The sequence below is a fragment of the Phytobacter sp. genome (assembly GCF_059074235.1).
Genome location: NZ_JCACPZ010000001.1, coordinates 548,887 through 567,913 on the forward strand (window position 1 = coordinate 548,887; position 19,027 = coordinate 567,913).

Sequence of the window (19,027 nt, forward strand, 5' to 3'; positions counted from 1 at the left end):
TTGTTATGCCGGATGGCGGCGCTAGCGCGTCTTATCCGGCACTCAATTATCGGTGTGAAATCTGCGTGCGTACATACGGCCTTCGGCGGCCAGCGCCAACAAATTTGGGTCACGCTCCCGGTTACGGGCAAAGACGATCGCTATCTGCTGTTGCATCTGGTACGGCTGGGCGAGCTTCAGCAACTGCACCGAATTTTCATAGGCCTTCTTCATACGGCCTGGCATCAGTGAAAAACCAATCCCCGCCTGCACCAGGCTTAGCATCGAGAAGATGTCGTTCACGCGGGTGACGATTTCAGGCTCAAACCCGGCGATGTGAAATGCTTCCTGGAACCCGGCGTAGGTGGCAAAACCCTCGGCAAGCGAGACAAACTTCTCCTGACGATAATCACGCAGATCCGCAGGTTTTGAGGTATCGAGTGACGCCGTAGCCGGAGCGGCCAGGTAGATCTCATCATGGAACAGCGGCAGCATTTCGAGGTTAGATTTGTCTATTTCCGTTTCGGAAATGGAGATCAGGATGGCGTCCAGTGAACCTTCATCGAGCTTATGCAGCAGCGTGTCATTAGAGCCCATAGTCAGATCCATCTCCAGATCTGGACGGCGCAGCTTCATGCCCATGATCAACTGCGGGACAGTTTCCAGCGTCAGCGAGTAGAGCGTTCCAACCCGAATTCGACCCTGCCCGATCCCCGCCATTTTGCGTGCTTCCGCAAGACCTCGTTCCATGATTTGCGTGGCCTCCTGGCAATATTCCAACAGGGTCCAGGCGGCAGGCAGGGGCAATAAATTGCGCCCTTTGTGGGTAAACAGCGGACAGCGAACATTCTCTTCCAGCGTGTGCAGTGCACGGTGCACGCTCACGCCGCTCAGGTTGAGGGCTTCAGCGGCTCGCGCGATATTGCCTTTTTCCATAAAGGCCATAAAGATCGCGAGCTTGCGAAAGGTAATGTCACTGGTCACGTCCGGGTTCATCTCAGCCTGCCTTTGGAGTTAGTCGGCTTGCAGCATTGCCTCAAGTTGTTCCTGCGCGTCCAGCCAGGCCATCTCACACTCTTCCAGACCGGCTTTGGCTTTTGCCTGCTGTTGCAGACACTCGGTCAGTTCCGCTTTGCGGCTTTGATCGTACAGACCGCTGTCGCCCAACTTCTCTTCGGCCTGTGCGAGCTGCGCATTGAGTTTTTCCATCTCTTTTTCGAGACGGGTTATCTCTTTACGCAGCGGCTGTGTTTGGGTGCGCAGTTCCGCTTCGCGACGCTTCTGGTCTTTACGCGACTGGGCGCTGTTGGCGTTATCTTTAGCGGCATCCGCAGGTTGGTTTTCCTGCTTTTGCACATCGCTCAGCCACTGCTGATAATCTTCCAGGTCGCCATCGAACGCTTCAACTTTGCCGTCATGCACAAGGTAGAGGTCATCGGTGGTGGAACGCAGCAGGTGACGGTCGTGCGAGACCACGACCAGTGCGCCCTCAAACTCAATCAGCGCTTCGGTCAGAGCCTGACGCATGTCGAGGTCGAGGTGGTTGGTTGGTTCATCGAGCAGCAGCAGGTTCGGACGCTGCCAGACGATCAGCGCCAGTACCAGACGGGCTTTTTCGCCACCGGAGAAACGACGCGTCTCCTCGGTGACTTTATCGCCCTGGAAGCCGAACCCGCCGAGGTAGTCGCGTAACTTCTGCTCCAGCTCCTGCGGTGCCATGCGTGCCAGATGTTGTAACGGCGACTCATCGGCGCGTAAAAATTCGAGCTGATGCTGGGCGAAGTAGCCCAGTTTGATGCCCTTAGCTAAGCCAATATCACCACTAAACGGGGTCAGTTCACCCGCCAGCAGTTTAATCAATGTTGACTTACCTGCGCCGTTACGTCCGAGCAGACCGATGCGTGAGCCGGGAACCAAATTGAGCTTGATGGAATCCAGAATGACGCGTTCGCCGTAGCCAGCGCTGATTTTTTCCATTTTCAGCAAAGGGTTAGGCAGACTTTCCGGGGCACGGAAACTAAAGTGGAACGGGTTATCCACGTGCGCCGGGGCAATCATCTCCATGCGTTCGAGCATCTTGATACGGCTCTGGGCCTGCTTCGCTTTACTGGCTTTGGCTTTAAAGCGATCGATAAAGCTTTGCAGATGCGCCACGCGCTCCTGCTGGCTTTCGAACATCGCCTGCTGTTGTGCCAGACGCGTTGAACGCTGACGTTCAAACGAGCTGTAGTTGCCGGTGTACTCGAACATGGATTCCTGTTCGATATGAATAATTTTGTCCACCACCGGATCGAGGAAATCACGGTCATGGGAGATCAGGATCAGTGTGCCCTGATAGCTCTTCAGCCATTTCTCCAGCCAGATAACCGCGTCGAGATCGAGGTGGTTGGTTGGTTCATCGAGCAGCAGTAAGTCTGAACGGCAGACCAGCGCCTGGGCGAGGTTGAGACGCATACGCCAGCCACCGGAAAAGTCGCTGACCGGACGCTCCAGTTGCTCATTGGAGAAGCCCAGACCGTGCAGCAGACTGGAGGCGCGGGAACGAATCGTCCAGGCGTCAATGGCGTCGAGTTTGCCGTGGACGGTGGCAATTGCATGCCCGTCGTTACGTTCATTCGCAGCGTTCAACTCGGCTTCAAGGCGGCGATACTCACGGTCGCCATCAATGACGTAATCCAGCGCAGGCATCGGCAGGGCAGGGGTTTCCTGATTCACCCAGGCCAGTTGCCAGTTATTGGGGAAGGTGAAACTGCCGCCGTCGGCGCTCAGCTCGTTCTTCAAAAGCGCCAGCAGCGTGGATTTGCCGCAGCCGTTTTTGCCGACCAGGCCGACTTTTTGCCCTGGGTTAATGGTGGCTGTGGCGTTGTCCAGCAGGACACGTACACCGCGACGAATTTGTAACGAGGAGAAAACAATCATAAGGCGCCGTATGTTCAGACTATGTTAATTTGTCATTATGATAATGTAAGGTGTGGGCGATTTGCCCCACCGGGCCCGCAATGGTAGCCCAAAACAAAGAATTTACACAAAATCATTCTGGCGGCAGTGTAAGCGCCGCGAAATGATGGGGTCGAAACGCGGGAGGGGGATGATGTCCCAGACAGCGAAGGTACTGCTGCTGTATGCCCATCCGGAATCACAGGACTCGGTGGCTAACCGGGTTTTGCTTAAGCCGGCAACGCAACTGCACAATGTCACAGTGCATGACCTCTATGCACACTATCCGGATTTTTTTATTGATATCCCACGGGAACAGGCATTGCTCCGTGAGCACGATGTCATCGTATTTCAACATCCTCTTTATACCTATAGCTGCCCGGCGCTGCTCAAAGAGTGGCTCGATCGCGTGCTGACCCGCGAGTTTGCCAGTGGCCCCGCAGGGAATCAGCTTGCGGGAAAGTACTGGCGCAGCGTCATCACCACCGGTGAACCGGAGGCCGCCTATCGCTATGACGGCCTGAACCGTTACCCGATGAGCGACATTTTACGGCCCTTTGAACTGACGGCCGCCATGTGCCGTATGCACTGGATGCCCCCTGTTATTGTGTACTGGGCGCGCAGACAGCCGCCACAGGATCTGGCTAATCATGCTAAAGCCTACGGTGACTGGCTGGCCGCACCAACAATGACGGGAGGCCGCTGATGGAAGGTTCGAATTTATTGCTGGCCGGTGTGCTCTTTCTTTTTGCCGCCGTGGTGGCGGTTCCGCTCGCGGCAAGACTGGGGATTGGCGCGGTGCTAGGCTACCTGCTGGCGGGGATTGCCATTGGCCCCTGGGGTTTGGGCTTTATCAGCGATGTGGAGGAGATCCTCCACTTCTCTGAGCTTGGCGTGGTTTTCCTGATGTTCATCATCGGCCTTGAGCTGAATCCCTCCAAGCTGTGGGAGCTCAGGCGTTCCATCTTCGGGGTAGGGGCGGCACAGGTGCTGTTCAGCGCGGCGATTCTGGCCGGGCTGTTAATGCTCACGCAGTTCTCCTGGCAGGCGGCCGTGATTGGTGGTATTGGGCTGGCGATGTCCTCCACGGCGATGGCACTGCAACTGATGCGCGATAAAGGCATGAATCGCAGTGAATCCGGTCAGTTGGGCTTCTCCGTTCTGCTGTTTCAGGATCTGGCCGTTATTCCTGCCCTGGCGCTGGTACCACTGCTTGCAGGGAACGGCGATGACCATCCTGACTGGATTAAAATCGGCCTGAAGGTACTGGCATTTGCCGGAATGCTCATTGGCGGACGCTATCTGCTGCGCCCCGTATTCCGCTACATTGCAGGCTCCGGCGTGCGTGAAGTGTTCACCGCTGCAACCTTGCTGCTGGTGCTCGGTTCTGCGCTGTTTATGGATGCGCTTGGCCTGTCGATGGCGCTGGGGACCTTTATCGCGGGTATCCTGCTGGCGGAAAGTGAGTATCGTCATGAGCTGGAAATTGCCATTGATCCTTTTAAAGGGTTGCTGTTGGGACTGTTTTTCATCTCGGTGGGCATGGCGTTAAATCTCGGTGTGCTTTATACCCATTTGTTGTGGGTGCTGGTGAGCGTCGCGGTGTTGGTGGCGGTCAAAACGGGCGTGTTGTACGCGCTGGCCCGTATTTACGGTCTGCGCAGTTCCGAAAGGATGCAGTTTGCCGGAGTGCTGAGCCAGGGTGGTGAGTTTGCTTTTGTCCTTTTCTCATCGGCCTCTTCGCAACGCTTGTTTCACGGCGATCAGATGGCGCTGCTGCTGGTCACGGTGACACTGTCGATGATGACCACGCCACTACTGATGAAGCTGATTGATAAGCTGTTGTCGCGCCGGTTTAACACACCGGAAGATGAAGACGAAGCGCCGTGGGTGGAAGACGATCAGCCACAAGTCATTGTGGTCGGGTTCGGCCGTTTCGGGCAGGTGATTAGCCGTTTGTTGATGGCCAATAAGATGCGTATTACGGTTCTGGAGCGCGATATCAGTGCGGTAAACCTGATGCGAAAGTATGGCTATAAGGTGTATTACGGAGACGCCACTCAGCTTGAGTTACTGCGTTCGGCTGGGGCGGAGGCTGCGCAGTCTATTGTTATCACCTGCAATGAGCCGGAAGATACCATGAAGGTGGTGGAGTTATGCCAGCAGCATTTTCCCCATCTCAATATTATGGCCCGGGCACGTGGGCGCGTTGAAGCCCATGAATTACTGCAGTTGGGCGTGACCCAGTTCTCGCGTGAAACCTTCTCCAGCGCACTGGAACTGGGGCGCAAGACGCTGATTTCGCTTGGCGTCCATCCGCATCAGGCGCATCGCGCGCAGCAGCATTTTCGTCGCCTGGATATGCGTATGTTGCGCGAGTTGATGCCAGTCCATACCGATACGTCGCAGATTTCCCGCGTCAGGGAAGCGCGACGCGAGCTGGAAGAGATTTTCCAGCGAGAAATGCAACAGGAACGTCGTCAACTGGATGGCTGGGACGAGTTCGAGTAAGAGGAAATGTATGGCAATTCGTAAACGTTTTATTGCCGGGGCGGTGTGTCCGTCCTGCAAAGCACAAGACTCAATGGCAATGTGGCGTGAAAATAATATTGATATTGTTGAGTGTGTTAAGTGTGGTCATCAGATGCGTGAAGCGGATAAAGAAGCGCGCGAGCATGTCCGTAAAGATGAGCAAGTTATTGGGATCTTTCATCCGGACTAGCGATATACCCAGAGTTTTTTTAAGCTAAAGGGTACACGGGTGCGGATTTCCGTTACAATCTGCGCCAGCAATTTTCCCACGCTCAGGAGATATCATGAAAGTAGCAAAAGACCTGGTGGTCAGCCTGGCCTATCAGGTACGTACAGAAGACGGTGTATTGGTTGATGAGTCTCCGGTGAGTGCGCCGCTGGACTACCTGCACGGTCACGGTTCCCTGATTTCTGGTCTGGAAAACGCGCTGGACGGTCACGAAGTTGGCGATAAATTCGATGTTGCTGTAGGCGCAAACGACGCTTACGGCCAGTACGACGAAAACCTGGTACAACGCGTTCCTAAAGACGTGTTCATGGGCGTTGACGAACTGCAGGTTGGCATGCGCTTCCTGGCAGAAACTGACCAGGGTCCGGTGCCAGTTGAAATCACCGAAGTGGAAGACGAGCACGTTGTGGTTGACGGTAACCACATGCTGGCTGGCCAGAATCTGAAATTCAACGTTGAAGTCGTGGCAATCCGCGAAGCAACGGAAGAAGAGCTGGCGCACGGCCACGTCCACAGTGCTCATGGCCACGATCATGACCACGACCACGGTCACGATGGTTGCTGCGGCGGCCACGGTCACGACCATGATCACGACCATGGCCATAGCCACGGTAAAGGTGGTTGCGGCGGTAACGGCGGCTGCGGTTGCCACTAATCACCGGTCTTTAAGACGTTGATAATAAAAAAGCGGGTTATCCCGCTTTTTTTACGTCTCAATAATGGGGCGGTGGCGTCTCTTCTGACTGCGAGGCGAGATGTGAAGGCTGGCTCGCTTTCAGTTTCTCCGTCACCAGACGCATGAGATCGCGCAGCTTCGCCATCTCCAGTTCGTGAGCGATAACCGTCTGATTCAGCTCTTCAATGGTCATCTCCTGAAAGGCCAGACGACTTTCCAGTTCTGCCAGACGCGCTTCCAGTGTTACATCCTGCATACTTCACCTCATTCAATTTCTGGCGCGATTACCGCTGGAATGACGGATTTTACTGAACTTTCCCGCTGCCTGCAGCATTAAGCGGGACGAGCGAAACTAATTTAAACAAAAATAGTCTGAAAACTGTCGAATTCAGGGAGCGTGCTTATGTTGATTTGTCCCGCAACGTTTTATAGTACGTTCCTCATTTACGTTTAAACCCTGGGGTGAGAGGCCCCGGCCCTGGAGAAATGGATGAAATCACTGTTTAAAGTCACGCTGCTGGCGACCACGATGGCCGTTGCATTGAATGCGCCGCTTACCTTTGCTGCAGAAACTGCAACCAAAGAGGCTCCGGCAGCGGCAGCTGACGCAAAATCGGCTTTTAAAAATGACGACCAGAAATCTGCATATGCACTGGGTGCGTCTTTGGGCCGTTACATGGAAAACTCTCTCAAAGAGCAAGAAAAACTGGGCATCAAACTGGATAAAGCTCAGCTTATCGCCGGTGTTCAGGACGCGTTTGCTGATAAGAGCAAACTGACTGACCAGGAAATCGAACAGACTCTGCAAGCCTTTGAAACCCGCGTGAAGACTTCTGCGCAGGAAAAAATGGAAAAAGACGCGCTGGAAAATGAGACCAAAGGTAAAGCTTACCGCGATGCATTTGCTAAAGAGAAAGGCGTTAAAACCTCTTCTACTGGCCTGGTCTATCAGGTAGAGAAAGAAGGTACCGGTGATGCGCCGAAAGACAGCGACACCGTAGTGGTTAACTACAAAGGTACGCTGATCGACGGTAAAGAGTTTGATAACTCCTACACCCGTGGTGAGCCGCTCTCCTTCCGTCTTGACGGTGTTATCCCTGGCTGGACAGAAGGCCTGAAAAACATCAAGAAAGGCGGCAAAATCAAGCTGGCTATCCCACCAGATCTGGCCTACGGCAAAAATGGCGTTCCGGGTATTCCGGCCAACTCCACGCTGGTCTTTGAAGTAGAGCTTCTGGACATCAAACCGGCACCGAAAGCCGATGCAGCACCGGCAGCACCGGCAGGCGATAAAGCCGCTGACGCGACCAAAAAATAAGAATGATGAAAACCGCCGCCTTAAAGGCGGCGGTTTTTTTATTGCAGTAAGGATATAATTCTGGAAAGCGTAACCTACGCTGTATTAATTTAGTTGTTCGTGTTTATGTCGAGCCTGCCCTGAAAACTTAACGACAGGCTCCTGAAAAGGAGTGTTTTTTTTCATGTCCAGGTCGCTTTTAACCAACGAAACCAGTGAACTCGATTTACTGGATCAACGTCCTTTCGATCAGACTGACTTCGATATTTTAAAATCTTACGAAGCAGTGGTGGACGGGTTAGCGATGCTCATTGGTTCTCACTGTGAAATCGTTTTGCACTCCCTGCAGGATCTGAAATGTTCCGCCATTCGTATTGCCAACGGCGAACACACCGGGCGTAAAATCGGCTCGCCGATTACCGACCTTGCATTGCGTATGCTGCATGATATGACCGGTGCGGACAGTAGCGTCTCAAAATGTTACTTCACGCGCGCGAAAAGCGGCGTCTTAATGAAATCCGTGACTATTGCTATCCGCAATCGTGATCATCGGGTCATTGGGTTGTTGTGTATCAACATGAACCTCGATGTGCCGTTCTCACAAATCATGAACACCTTTATTCCGCCGGAAACGCCAGATGTGGGCTCTGCCGTTAACTTTGCCTCCTCCGTTGAGGATCTGGTAATGCAAACGCTGGAATTCACCATTGAGGAAGTCAACGCCGACCGGAACGTATCCAACAATGCGAAAAATCGTCAAATCGTCCTGAATCTGTATGAGAAAGGGATCTTTGATATCAAGGATGCGATTAACCAGGTTGCGGATCGTCTGAATATTTCTAAACACACTGTGTACCTCTACATCCGTCAATTCAAAAGTGGTGATTTCTCGGGGCAAGATCGTTAATGCGTTTTGCTCTTATGGTCACCGGTCCAGCTTATGGTAGCCAGCAGGCCAGTAGCGCTTATCAATTTGCACGTGCAGTGCTGGAAAGCGGTCATGAGTTGGGTAGTGTCTTTTTCTATCAAGAGGGCGTCAGCAATGCGAATGTGCTGACGTCTCCCGCCAGCGACGAGTTTGATTTGGTTCGCGCCTGGCAGTGGCTGCATGACGAACATCACGTTGAATTACATATTTGCGTGGCTGCTGCTCTTCGTAGAGGCGTGGTCGATGAAAGTGAGGCGAAGCTACAAGGTCTTTCTGCCGCCAATCTCCAGCCCGGTTTTTCGCTTTCCGGATTAGGTGCGTTAGCTGAGGCCGCATTGACCTGCGATCGCATGGTGCAATTCTAATGAAACGTATAGCGTTTATCTTTACTTCTGCGCCGCACGGTTCGACTGCCGGACGAGAGGGCCTTGATGCGTTAATGGCCGTGTCAGCGTTCACCGACGATATCGGCGTGTTTTTCATGAGTGACGGTGTCTTCCAGCTAATTGCAAACCAGCAGCCTGGCGCGATTCTGGCACGGGATTACATCGCTACTTTTAAAGTTCTTCCTCTTTATGACATTGAAGAGTGTTGGGTTTGCCGGGTATCTGCGTACGAGCGCGGCCTGGATGACGCGACGCCGTTTGTGTTGCCAGTACAGTTTCTGGAACCTGACGCATTGCGCGACAAACTGGACACGTACGATGTTGTGATGACGTTCTGAGGCGCTTATGTTGCACACTCTGGCTCAATCGCCCTGGCAATGTGATATGGCAACATTGCTGCGTACTGTGCGTGAAGGGGATGATCTTTTACTGCTATCTGATGGCGTCATTGCTGCGCTGAAAGGGGGGCGGTACCTTGAGTTACTGCTAAATGCCCCCATAACGGTCCATGTGCTTAGAGAAGATATTGATGCACGCGGCCTCTCTGGTCAAATTTCGAGCAGTGCCGTCAGGGTTGGCTATACTGATTTCGTTGGTTTGACGTTAAAACATGAGACTCAGATGCGTTGGTGAGCTGGGATCGCTGTATATTTCTTGACACCTTTTGAGCACAGCCATAAAATTCTGCGTCCTCATATTATATGAGGTCGTTTTATTACGTGTTTACGAAGCAAAAGCTAAAACCAGGAGCTATTTAATGGCAACAGTTAACCAGCTGGTACGCAAACCACGTGCACGCAAAGTTGCGAAAAGCAACGTGCCTGCGCTGGAAGCATGCCCGCAAAAACGTGGCGTATGTACTCGTGTATATACTACCACTCCTAAAAAACCGAACTCCGCACTGCGTAAAGTATGTCGTGTTCGTTTGACCAACGGTTTTGAAGTGACTTCCTACATCGGTGGTGAAGGTCACAACCTGCAGGAGCACTCCGTGATCCTGATCCGTGGCGGTCGTGTAAAAGACCTCCCGGGTGTTCGTTACCACACCGTTCGTGGTGCGCTTGACTGCTCCGGCGTTAAAGACCGTAAGCAATCACGCTCCAAGTATGGCGTGAAACGTCCTAAGGCTTAATGGTTCTCCGTTAAGTAAGGCCAAACGTTTTATATTAATGTCAAACTAAACTCTCTGAGTTTTGGACAATCCTGAATTAACAACGGAGTATTTCCATGCCACGTCGTCGCGTCATTGGTCAGCGTAAAATTCTGCCGGATCCTAAGTTCGGATCAGAACTGCTGGCTAAATTTGTAAATATCCTGATGGTAGATGGTAAAAAATCTACTGCAGAAGCAATCGTATACAGCGCGCTGGAGACCCTGGCTCAGCGCTCTGGGAAAAATGAACTGGAAGCTTTCGAAGTCGCTCTCGACAACGTTCGCCCGACTGTAGAAGTTAAATCCCGCCGTGTAGGTGGTTCTACTTATCAGGTTCCAGTTGAAGTTCGTCCGGTTCGTCGTAATGCTCTGGCAATGCGTTGGATCGTTGAAGCTGCTCGTAAACGCGGTGATAAATCCATGGCTCTCCGCCTGGCGAACGAACTTTCTGATGCTGCAGACAACAAAGGTACTGCAGTTAAGAAACGTGAAGACGTTCACCGTATGGCTGAAGCCAACAAGGCGTTCGCACACTACCGTTGGTAATCCCTTCGTAGTATTAGTCACCAGGCGGGCGCTTCAGATGGGGCGCCCGTTCTGGGTCACTTAACTGAATGCCTAATGCAATAAACGAGGAATAAAATGGCTCGTACAACACCTATCGCACGCTACCGTAACATCGGTATCAGTGCGCACATCGACGCCGGTAAAACCACGACTACCGAACGTATTCTGTTCTACACCGGTGTTAACCATAAAATCGGTGAAGTTCATGACGGCGCCGCTACCATGGACTGGATGGAGCAAGAGCAGGAACGTGGTATCACCATCACTTCCGCTGCAACTACTGCATTCTGGTCTGGTATGGCCAAACAGTATGAACCGCATCGCGTAAACATCATCGACACCCCGGGGCACGTTGACTTCACCATCGAAGTAGAACGTTCCATGCGTGTTCTTGACGGCGCGGTAATGGTTTACTGCGCAGTTGGTGGTGTTCAGCCGCAGTCTGAGACCGTATGGCGTCAGGCAAACAAATATAAAGTTCCACGTATCGCGTTCGTTAACAAAATGGACCGTATGGGTGCGAACTTCCTGAAAGTTGTTGGTCAGATCAAATCCCGTCTGGGCGCGAACCCTGTTCCGCTGCAGCTGGCAATTGGTGCTGAAGAAGGTTTCACTGGTGTTATTGACCTGGTGAAAATGAAAGCCATCAACTGGAACGAAGCTGATCAGGGCGTTACCTTCGAATACGAAGATATCCCGGCTGACATGCAGGACCTGGCTGACGAATGGCACCAGAACCTGATCGAGTCCGCTGCAGAAGCCTCTGAAGAGCTGATGGAAAAATACCTGGGCGGCGAAGAGCTGACCGAGGAAGAAATCAAGAAAGCTCTGCGCCAGCGCGTTCTGAACAACGAAATCATTCTGGTTACCTGTGGTTCTGCGTTCAAAAACAAAGGTGTACAGGCAATGCTGGATGCGGTAATTGATTACCTGCCAGCACCGACCGACGTACCGGCAATCAACGGTATGCTGGACGATGGTAAAGATACTCCGGCTGAGCGTCATGCTAGCGATGAAGAGCCTTTCTCTGCACTGGCATTCAAAATCGCAACCGACCCGTTCGTGGGTAACCTGACCTTCTTCCGTGTTTACTCCGGTGTGGTTAACTCTGGTGATACCGTACTGAACTCCGTGAAAGCTGCACGTGAGCGTTTCGGTCGTATCGTTCAGATGCACGCTAACAAACGTGAAGAGATCAAAGAAGTTCGCGCGGGCGATATCGCTGCTGCTATCGGTCTGAAAGACGTGACTACTGGTGACACCCTGTGTAACCCGGATCACCCGATCATTCTGGAGCGTATGGAATTCCCTGAGCCAGTAATCTCCATCGCAGTAGAACCTAAAACCAAAGCTGACCAGGAAAAAATGGGTCTGGCTCTGGGCCGTCTGGCTAAAGAAGACCCATCATTCCGCGTATGGACTGATGAAGAATCTAACCAGACTATCATCGCTGGTATGGGTGAACTTCACCTGGATATCATCGTTGACCGTATGAAACGTGAATTCAACGTTGAAGCTAACGTAGGTAAACCTCAGGTTGCTTACCGTGAAGCGATTCGTGCGAAAGTTACCGATATCGAAGGTAAACACGCTAAACAGTCTGGTGGTCGTGGTCAGTACGGTCATGTTGTTATCGACATGTACCCACTGGAGCCGGGCTCAAATCCGAAAGGCTACGAGTTCATCAACGACATTAAAGGTGGCGTAATTCCTGGCGAATACGTTCCTGCCGTTGATAAAGGCATCCAGGAGCAGCTGAAATCTGGCCCGCTGGCCGGTTATCCGGTAGTTGACCTGGGTGTGCGTCTGCACTTCGGTTCTTACCATGACGTTGACTCCTCTGAACTGGCGTTTAAACTGGCCGCTTCTATCGCCTTCAAAGATGGCTTTAAGAAAGCGAAACCAGTTCTGCTTGAGCCGATCATGAAGGTTGAAGTAGAGACTCCGGAAGAGAACACCGGTGACGTAATTGGTGACTTGAGCCGTCGTCGCGGTATGCTGCGCGGTCAGGAATCCGAAGTGACTGGCGTTAAGATCCACGCTGAAGTTCCGCTGTCTGAAATGTTCGGATATGCAACTCAGCTGCGTTCTCTGACCAAAGGTCGTGCATCCTATACTATGGAATTCCTGAAGTATGATGATGCGCCGAACAACGTTGCTCAGGCCGTAATCGAAGCCCGTGGTAAATAAGCCGCAGGGTTAAAACCAAAGTCCCGTGTCCCCTCAGAGAGGGGGCACTATAGTAAGGAATATAGCCGTGTCTAAAGAAAAATTTGAACGTACAAAACCGCACGTCAACGTCGGTACTATCGGCCACGTTGACCATGGTAAAACTACCCTGACTGCTGCAATCACCACCGTTCTGTCCAAAACCTACGGTGGCCAGGCTCGTGCATTCGACCAGATCGATAACGCGCCGGAAGAAAAAGCACGTGGTATCACCATCAACACTTCTCACGTTGAATACGATACCGAAATCCGTCACTACGCACACGTAGACTGCCCGGGCCACGCCGACTATGTTAAAAACATGATCACTGGTGCTGCGCAGATGGACGGCGCGATCCTGGTTGTTGCTGCGACTGACGGCCCGATGCCGCAGACTCGTGAACACATCCTGCTGGGTCGTCAGGTAGGCGTTCCTTACATCATCGTGTTCCTGAACAAATGCGACATGGTTGATGACGAAGAGCTGCTGGAACTGGTAGAAATGGAAGTTCGTGAACTTCTGTCTCAGTACGATTTCCCGGGCGACGACACTCCGATCGTTCGTGGTTCTGCTCTGAAAGCGCTGGAAGGCGAAGCAGAGTGGGAAGCGAAAATCATCGAACTGGCTGGCTACCTGGATTCTTACATCCCGGAACCAGAGCGTGCGATTGACAAGCCGTTCCTGCTGCCTATCGAAGACGTATTCTCCATCTCCGGCCGTGGTACTGTTGTTACCGGTCGTGTAGAGCGCGGTATCGTTAAAGTGGGTGAAGAAGTTGAAATCGTTGGTATCAAAGAGACTGCTAAGTCTACTTGTACTGGCGTTGAAATGTTCCGCAAACTGCTGGACGAAGGCCGTGCTGGTGAGAACGTTGGTGTTCTGCTGCGTGGTATCAAACGTGAAGAAATCGAACGTGGTCAGGTACTGGCTAAGCCGGGCACCATCAAGCCGCACACCCAGTTCGAATCTGAAGTGTACATTCTGTCCAAAGACGAAGGCGGCCGTCATACTCCGTTCTTCAAAGGCTACCGTCCTCAGTTCTACTTCCGTACAACTGACGTGACTGGCACCATCGAACTGCCGGAAGGTGTTGAGATGGTAATGCCGGGCGACAACATCAAAATGGTTGTTACCCTGATCCACCCAATCGCGATGGACGACGGTCTGCGTTTCGCAATCCGTGAAGGCGGCCGTACTGTTGGTGCGGGCGTTGTAGCAAAAGTTATCGCTTAATAAGCGTTAATTGAAAGAGGGCGCTTCGGCGCCCTTTTTTATATCTGCTCATTTATAAAATGCTGCTTTGGTAAATCCAACATTTACGATTCTCTTGCCGCTTTCTAATTCCCGTCTATTGTAATCATAACTATTCTCATTTACACTTTGTGATCATAAATTGAACGGGAGTGATCATGTACGTTTGTTTGTGTAATGGTGTGAGCGATAAAAAAATTCGCCAGGCTGTACGCCAGTTCCACCCTCAGTCTTTTCAGCAGTTACGTAAGTTTATTCCCGTTGGTAATCAGTGTGGTAAATGCATTCGCGCTGCTCGCGAAATAATGCAGGATGAATTGCTGCAGATCCCGGAATATAAAGAAACCGCCTGAGCTCCCCGCTTTTTTTTGACTTCCTTGTAGCCCGTTCTACGCTTCAATGAGTGGAAGCGGAGGGACTACATAATGAAAGGTGATGTCAAGGTAATAAATTATCTCAATAAATTATTGGGAAACGAGCTTGTCGCAATAAACCAATACTTTCTCCATGCGAGAATGTTCAAAAACTGGGGCCTGACGCGCCTCAACGATGTCGAGTACCATGAATCCATTGATGAAATGAAACACGCAGATAAGTATATCGAACGTATTTTGTTTCTTGAGGGGATCCCAAACCTCCAGGATTTAGGCAAAGCTCGGTATCGGTGAAGATGTCGAGGAAATGCTGCAGTCCGATCTTCGACTTGAGCTTGAAGGGGCGAAAGATCTGCGTGAGGCCATCGCGTATTCTGATAGCGTTCATGACTACGTCAGCAGAGATATGATGATTGAAATCCTTGCTGATGAAGAAGGGCACATCGACTGGCTGGAAACGGAACTGGATCTGATCGGGAAAATTGGTCTGCAAAACTATCTGCAGTCACAAATCAAAGTTGAAAGCTAGCACTACCAAGAAACAGCTCCTCATAACCGACAAGTAAACCCGCGCTGGCCAGAAATGGACCAAATGGCAGCGGGTTTTTTAGTTTCTGCGCTCTTTTCGATGTAAAAAATAAAGCGCACGCAAAAATACACGCAAGTGATGCAGCAACAAAAACCAGTGTGCTTAAGGCTTGCCAGCCATGCCATGCACCAAGTGCCGCAAGATATTTAACATCGCCATAGCCGAGACCTTCATGACCCACGCGCCAGGCGATACAACCAGTAGATTGATGCAAATCCGATGTAACCAGCAATGGCTCCCCATACTTTTTGTGACAGTAAATCCACATCAGACATACAGGCGTAAGCTAATCCAAACCATAGAAGAGGGCAGGTCAATCTATCCGGCAGGAGCCTGTAGCGCAGGTCTTGCCAAACCAACAAGCCATTAAGCAGAACATAAGTTGCCAGAAAGAAACTGCAGTCACGAACATTACCCCGGTTGTTGATCTCAGGGGTTAGCATCTTCATGCCCATGCGAAATAGTGAACAGAGACCTGTTCACATTGCGCATTGGCTTCAGAAAAAGTATCGGCATACAAAGAAATTGGTCATCAGCGATTTGCGTGGTCGTGATGAAGAAGCGGCAAATTTGTACACTGCTCTTGCGTTAAGCCCAGATTTACGTATAATGCGCGGGCTTGTCGTAATTGACGGCTGGTTCGATATGAACCCTGATAGCGCTTTTGGCTATCAAACAATGCTCCCAATCGGGGGGCTACGTAAGAACGATTACACTCCTCCATCAATCGTAATGGATGTGGGTAGTAATTATTTTCGTCTATAAAATAATTGGAGCTCTGGTCTCATGCAGAACCAAAGAATCCGTATCCGCCTGAAAGCGTTTGATCATCGTCTGATCGATCAATCAACCGCGGAAATCGTCGAGACTGCTAAGCGCACTGGTGCGCAAGTCCGTGGTCCGATCCCGCTGCCGACCCGCAAAGAGCGCTTTACCGTTCTGATCTCCCCGCACGTCAACAAAGACGCGCGTGATCAGTACGAAATTCGCACTCACAAGCGTCTGGTTGACATCGTTGAGCCAACTGAGAAAACCGTTGATGCTCTGATGCGTCTGGATCTGGCTGCCGGTGTAGACGTGCAGATCAGCCTGGGTTAATCAGGTCATCGAGCGATTGAGAGGTTGATACAATGATTGGTTTAGTCGGTAAAAAAGTGGGTATGACCCGCATCTTCACTGAAGATGGCGTTTCTATCCCAGTAACCGTAATCGAAGTTGAAGCAAACCGCGTTACTCAGGTTAAAGATCTGGCTAACGATGGCTACCGTGCCGTTCAGGTTACCACTGGTGCTAAAAAAGCTAACCGTGTAACTAAGCCGGAAGCGGGTCACTTCGCTAAAGCTGGCGTTGAAGCTGGCCGTGGTCTGTGGGAATTCCGTCTTGCTGAAGGCGAAGAATTCACCGTAGGTCAGGACATTAGCGTTGAGCTGTTTGCTGAAGTTAAAAAAGTTGACGTAACCGGTACCTCTAAAGGTAAAGGTTTCGCCGGTACCGTTAAGCGCTGGAACTTCCGTACCCAGGACGCTACTCACGGTAACTCCTTGTCTCACCGCGTTCCGGGTTCTATCGGTCAGAACCAGACTCCGGGCAAAGTGTTCAAAGGCAAGAAAATGGCAGGTCAGCTGGGTAACGAACGTGTAACCGTTCAGAGCCTGGACGTAGTACGTGTTGACGCTGAGCGCAACCTGCTGCTGGTTAAAGGTGGTGTTCCGGGTGCAACCGGTATGCGACCTGATCGTTAAACCAGCTGTGAAGGCGTAAGGGGATAGCAATGGAATTAGTATTGAAAGACGCGCAGAGCGCGCTGACTGTTTCCGAAACTACCTTCGGTCGTGATTTCAACGAAGCGCTGGTTCACCAGGTTGTTGTTGCTTATGCAGCTGGTGCTCGTCAGGGTACTCGTGCTCAGAAGACTCGTGCTGAAGTAACTGGTTCCGGCAAAAAGCCGTGGCGCCAGAAAGGTACCGGCCGTGCGCGTTCAGGTTCTATCAAGAGCCCGATCTGGCGTTCAGGTGGCGTGACCTTCGCTGCGCGTCCACAGGACCACAGTCAAAAAGTTAACAAAAAGATGTACCGCGGCGCGCTGAAAAGCATTCTGTCCGAACTGGTACGTCAGGATCGTCTGATCGTTGTCGAAACGTTCTCTGTAGAAGCGCCTAAAACTAAGCTGCTGGCACAGAAACTGAAAGACATGGCTCTGGAAGATGTGCTGATCATCACCGGTGAGCTGGACGAGAACCTGTTCCTGGCTGCGCGCAACCTGCACAAGGTTGACGTACGCGATGTAACTGGTATCGACCCGGTTAGCCTGATCGCCTTCGACAAAGTCGTAATGACTGCTGATGCTGTTAAGCAAGTTGAGGAGATGCTGGCATGATTCGTGAAGAACGTCTGCTGAAGGTGCTGCGTGCACCGCACGTTTCTGAAAAAGCGTCTGCTGCGATGGAAAAAACAAACACCATCGTTCTCAAAGTTGCTAAAGACGCGACCAAAGCAGAAATCAAAGCTGCTGTGCAGAAACTGTTTGAAGTCGAAGTCGAAGTCGTTAACACCCTGGTAGTTAAAGGGAAAGTTAAACGTCACGGACAGCGTATCGGTCGTCGTAGCGACTGGAAAAAAGCTTACGTCACCCTGAAAGAAGGCCAGAATCTGGACTTCGTTGGCGGCGCTGAGTAAGTCGGAGGAGTAATACAATGGCAGTTGTTAAATGTAAACCGACATCTCCGGGTCGTCGCCACGTTGTTAAAGTGGTCAACCCAGAGCTGCACAAGGGCAAACCTTTTGCTCCGCTGGTTGAAAAAAACAGCAAATCCGGTGGTCGTAACAACAATGGCCGTATCACCACCCGTCATATCGGTGGTGGTCACAAGCAGGCTTACCGTATTGTTGACTTCAAACGCAACAAAGACGGTATCCCGGCAATTGTTGAACGTCTTGAGTACGATCCGAACCGTTCCGCGAACATCGCGCTGGTTCTGTACAAAGACGGCGAACGCCGTTACATCCTGGCCCCTAAAGGCCTGAAAGCTGGCGACCAGATTCAGTCTGGCGTTGATGCTGCAATCAAAGCAGGCAACACCCTGCCGATGCGCAATATCCCGGTTGGTTCTACCGTTCATAACGTAGAAATGAAACCAGGTAAAGGCGGTCAGCTGGCACGTTCCGCTGGTACTTACGTTCAGATCGTTGCTCGTGATGGTGCTTATGTCACCCTGCGTCTGCGTTCTGGTGAAATGCGTAAAGTCGAAGCAGACTGCCGCGCTACCCTGGGCGAAGTTGGCAATGCTGAGCATATGCTGCGCGTTCTGGGTAAAGCAGGTGCTGCACGCTGGCGTGGTGTTCGTCCTACCGTTCGCGGTACTGCGATGAACCCAGTCGACCACCCACATGGTGGTGGTGAAGGTCGTAACTTTGGTAAGCACCCGGTATCTCCGTGGGGCGTTCAGACCAAAGGTAAGAAGACCCGCAGCAACAAGCGTACTGATAAATTTATCGTACGTCGCCGTAGCAAATAATTTTAGAGGATAAGCCATGCCACGTTCTCTCAAGAAAGGTCCTTTTATTGACCTGCACTTGCTGAAGAAGGTAGAGAAAGCGGTGGAAAGCGGAGACAAGAAGCCCCTGCGCACTTGGTCCCGTCGTTCAACGATCTTTCCTAACATGATCGGTTTGACCATCGCTGTCCATAATGGTCGTCAGCACGTTCCGGTATTTGTTTCCGACGAAATGGTTGGTCACAAACTGGGTGAATTCGCACCGACTCGTACTTATCGCGGCCACGCTGCTGATAAAAAAGCGAAGAAGAAATAAGGTAGGAGGAAGAGATGGAAACTTTAGCTCAACATCGCCATGCTCGTTCTTCTGCTCAGAAGGTTCGCCTTGTTGCTGACCTGATTCGCGGTAAGAAAGTGTCGCAGGCCC

The 19,027-nt window shown here is 51.6% G+C and carries 24 protein-coding genes and 3 pseudogenes; 23 read left to right on the forward strand and 4 right to left on the reverse strand.

Annotated elements, in window-relative coordinates; all coding sequences use genetic code 11:
• Positions 1 to 42: 42 nt before the first annotated feature.
• Positions 43 to 975 carry a LysR family transcriptional regulator gene (locus AC5JPW_RS02530; RefSeq protein ID WP_494238097.1) on the reverse strand — a complete coding sequence of 311 codons (933 nt, stop codon included), beginning with the start codon at positions 973 to 975 and terminating at the stop codon, positions 43 to 45.
• 18 nt (positions 976 to 993) lie between these two features.
• Positions 994 to 2,898 (reverse strand): ABC transporter ATP-binding protein, encoded by a 1,905-nt coding sequence (locus tag AC5JPW_RS02535; RefSeq protein WP_494238098.1) that lies wholly within the window; start codon positions 2,896 to 2,898, stop codon positions 994 to 996.
• Between the two features lie 172 nt (positions 2,899 to 3,070).
• Between AC5JPW_RS02535 and kefG the strand changes: the two genes are divergently transcribed.
• The 4 genes from kefG (at position 3,071) to slyD (ending at position 6,332) form a co-directional block, all read left to right on the forward strand.
• Positions 3,071 to 3,622: a glutathione-regulated potassium-efflux system ancillary protein KefG gene (kefG, locus tag AC5JPW_RS02540; protein WP_494238131.1), complete on the forward strand. Its 552-nt coding sequence runs from the start codon at positions 3,071 to 3,073 to the stop codon at positions 3,620 to 3,622.
• Positions 3,622 to 5,427 (forward strand): glutathione-regulated potassium-efflux system protein KefB, encoded by a 1,806-nt coding sequence (gene kefB / locus AC5JPW_RS02545; protein WP_494238099.1) that lies wholly within the window; start codon positions 3,622 to 3,624, stop codon positions 5,425 to 5,427. The genes kefG and kefB overlap by 1 nt, the downstream gene beginning before the upstream one ends.
• A gap of 10 nt (positions 5,428 to 5,437) precedes the next feature.
• Entirely contained in the window at positions 5,438 to 5,638 is a 201-nt protein-coding gene (locus AC5JPW_RS02550; RefSeq protein ID WP_437887669.1) for a YheV family putative zinc ribbon protein, read from the forward strand.
• A 94-nt stretch (positions 5,639 to 5,732) separates the two neighbouring features.
• On the forward strand, positions 5,733 to 6,332 hold the full coding sequence (gene slyD, locus AC5JPW_RS02555) for a peptidylprolyl isomerase (protein WP_494238100.1): 600 nt from the start codon (positions 5,733 to 5,735) through the stop codon (positions 6,330 to 6,332).
• Positions 6,333 to 6,390: 58 nt separating this feature from the next.
• Here slyD and AC5JPW_RS02560 read toward each other — a convergent pair whose 3' ends face one another.
• Complete coding sequence (locus tag AC5JPW_RS02560; protein WP_458045518.1) at positions 6,391 to 6,609, reverse strand: protein SlyX; 219 nt, start codon at positions 6,607 to 6,609, stop codon at positions 6,391 to 6,393.
• A gap of 234 nt (positions 6,610 to 6,843) precedes the next feature.
• Here AC5JPW_RS02560 and fkpA point away from each other — a divergent pair, with 234 nt between their 5' ends.
• The 11 genes and pseudogenes from fkpA (at position 6,844) to bfr (ending at position 15,046) form a co-directional block, all read left to right on the forward strand.
• The gene (gene fkpA / locus AC5JPW_RS02565) at positions 6,844 to 7,671 is read left to right on the forward strand and encodes an FKBP-type peptidyl-prolyl cis-trans isomerase (protein WP_494238101.1); all 828 of its coding nucleotides are present in this window, start codon (positions 6,844 to 6,846) and stop codon (positions 7,669 to 7,671) included.
• Between the two features lie 163 nt (positions 7,672 to 7,834).
• The gene (locus AC5JPW_RS02570) at positions 7,835 to 8,557 is read left to right on the forward strand and encodes a helix-turn-helix transcriptional regulator (protein WP_007369798.1); all 723 of its coding nucleotides are present in this window, start codon (positions 7,835 to 7,837) and stop codon (positions 8,555 to 8,557) included.
• Entirely contained in the window at positions 8,557 to 8,943 is a 387-nt protein-coding gene (gene tusD, locus AC5JPW_RS02575) for a sulfurtransferase complex subunit TusD (protein WP_494238102.1), read from the forward strand. Before AC5JPW_RS02570 ends, tusD begins: the two co-directional genes overlap by 1 nt.
• Positions 8,943 to 9,302 carry a sulfurtransferase complex subunit TusC gene (gene tusC / locus AC5JPW_RS02580; RefSeq protein ID WP_494238103.1) on the forward strand — a complete coding sequence of 120 codons (360 nt, stop codon included), beginning with the start codon at positions 8,943 to 8,945 and terminating at the stop codon, positions 9,300 to 9,302. The genes tusD and tusC overlap by 1 nt, the downstream gene beginning before the upstream one ends.
• Positions 9,303 to 9,309: 7 nt before the next feature.
• Positions 9,310 to 9,597 (forward strand): sulfurtransferase complex subunit TusB, encoded by a 288-nt coding sequence (gene tusB / locus AC5JPW_RS02585; protein ID WP_494238104.1) that lies wholly within the window; start codon positions 9,310 to 9,312, stop codon positions 9,595 to 9,597.
• A 124-nt stretch (positions 9,598 to 9,721) separates the two neighbouring features.
• Positions 9,722 to 10,096 (forward strand): 30S ribosomal protein S12, encoded by a 375-nt coding sequence (gene rpsL, locus AC5JPW_RS02590; protein WP_003023654.1) that lies wholly within the window; start codon positions 9,722 to 9,724, stop codon positions 10,094 to 10,096.
• A gap of 95 nt (positions 10,097 to 10,191) precedes the next feature.
• Entirely contained in the window at positions 10,192 to 10,662 is a 471-nt protein-coding gene (rpsG, locus tag AC5JPW_RS02595) for a 30S ribosomal protein S7 (RefSeq protein ID WP_004106370.1), read from the forward strand.
• A gap of 96 nt (positions 10,663 to 10,758) precedes the next feature.
• Positions 10,759 to 12,873 carry an elongation factor G gene (fusA, locus tag AC5JPW_RS02600; RefSeq protein WP_494238105.1) on the forward strand — a complete coding sequence of 705 codons (2,115 nt, stop codon included), beginning with the start codon at positions 10,759 to 10,761 and terminating at the stop codon, positions 12,871 to 12,873.
• A 67-nt stretch (positions 12,874 to 12,940) separates the two neighbouring features.
• Positions 12,941 to 14,125: an elongation factor Tu gene (gene tuf / locus AC5JPW_RS02605; protein ID WP_494238106.1), complete on the forward strand. Its 1,185-nt coding sequence runs from the start codon at positions 12,941 to 12,943 to the stop codon at positions 14,123 to 14,125.
• Positions 14,126 to 14,301: 176 nt separating this feature from the next.
• Positions 14,302 to 14,496 (forward strand): bacterioferritin-associated ferredoxin, encoded by a 195-nt coding sequence (gene bfd, locus AC5JPW_RS02610; protein WP_437889941.1) that lies wholly within the window; start codon positions 14,302 to 14,304, stop codon positions 14,494 to 14,496.
• 72 nt (positions 14,497 to 14,568) lie between these two features.
• A pseudogene (bfr, locus tag AC5JPW_RS02615) lies at positions 14,569 to 15,046 on the forward strand (bacterioferritin).
• On the opposite strand, the pseudogene AC5JPW_RS02620 reads toward bfr, so the two are convergent.
• Positions 15,030 to 15,549 (reverse strand): annotated as a pseudogene (locus AC5JPW_RS02620) (prepilin peptidase). The pseudogenes bfr and AC5JPW_RS02620 sit on opposite strands and share 17 nt — an antisense overlap.
• Positions 15,550 to 15,553: 4 nt before the next feature.
• On the opposite strand from AC5JPW_RS02620, the gene AC5JPW_RS02625 reads away from it, so the two are divergent.
• The 8 genes and pseudogenes from AC5JPW_RS02625 to AC5JPW_RS02660 form a co-directional block, all read left to right on the forward strand.
• On the forward strand, positions 15,554 to 15,871 hold the full coding sequence (locus tag AC5JPW_RS02625) for a hypothetical protein (RefSeq protein ID WP_494238107.1): 318 nt from the start codon (positions 15,554 to 15,556) through the stop codon (positions 15,869 to 15,871).
• 21 nt (positions 15,872 to 15,892) lie between these two features.
• On the forward strand, positions 15,893 to 16,204 hold the full coding sequence (rpsJ, locus tag AC5JPW_RS02630) for a 30S ribosomal protein S10 (RefSeq protein WP_001181005.1): 312 nt from the start codon (positions 15,893 to 15,895) through the stop codon (positions 16,202 to 16,204).
• A 32-nt stretch (positions 16,205 to 16,236) separates the two neighbouring features.
• A pseudogene (gene rplC, locus AC5JPW_RS02635) lies at positions 16,237 to 16,867 on the forward strand (50S ribosomal protein L3).
• 10 nt (positions 16,868 to 16,877) lie between these two features.
• Positions 16,878 to 17,483: a 50S ribosomal protein L4 gene (rplD, locus tag AC5JPW_RS02640; RefSeq protein WP_494238108.1), complete on the forward strand. Its 606-nt coding sequence runs from the start codon at positions 16,878 to 16,880 to the stop codon at positions 17,481 to 17,483.
• A complete protein-coding gene (gene rplW, locus AC5JPW_RS02645; RefSeq protein ID WP_004868363.1) occupies positions 17,480 to 17,782 on the forward strand; it encodes a 50S ribosomal protein L23 in 303 nt (100 codons plus the stop codon). Before rplD ends, rplW begins: the two co-directional genes overlap by 4 nt.
• 17 nt (positions 17,783 to 17,799) lie before the next feature.
• Positions 17,800 to 18,621, forward strand: coding sequence for a 50S ribosomal protein L2 (gene rplB / locus AC5JPW_RS02650; protein WP_230353535.1), 822 nt, complete (start codon positions 17,800 to 17,802; stop codon positions 18,619 to 18,621).
• Between the two features lie 16 nt (positions 18,622 to 18,637).
• Positions 18,638 to 18,916, forward strand: coding sequence for a 30S ribosomal protein S19 (rpsS, locus tag AC5JPW_RS02655; protein WP_001138115.1), 279 nt, complete (start codon positions 18,638 to 18,640; stop codon positions 18,914 to 18,916).
• A gap of 14 nt (positions 18,917 to 18,930) precedes the next feature.
• A partial coding sequence (locus AC5JPW_RS02660; RefSeq protein WP_494238132.1) for a large ribosomal subunit protein uL22 occupies positions 18,931 to 19,027 on the forward strand: 97 nt, incomplete at its 3' end.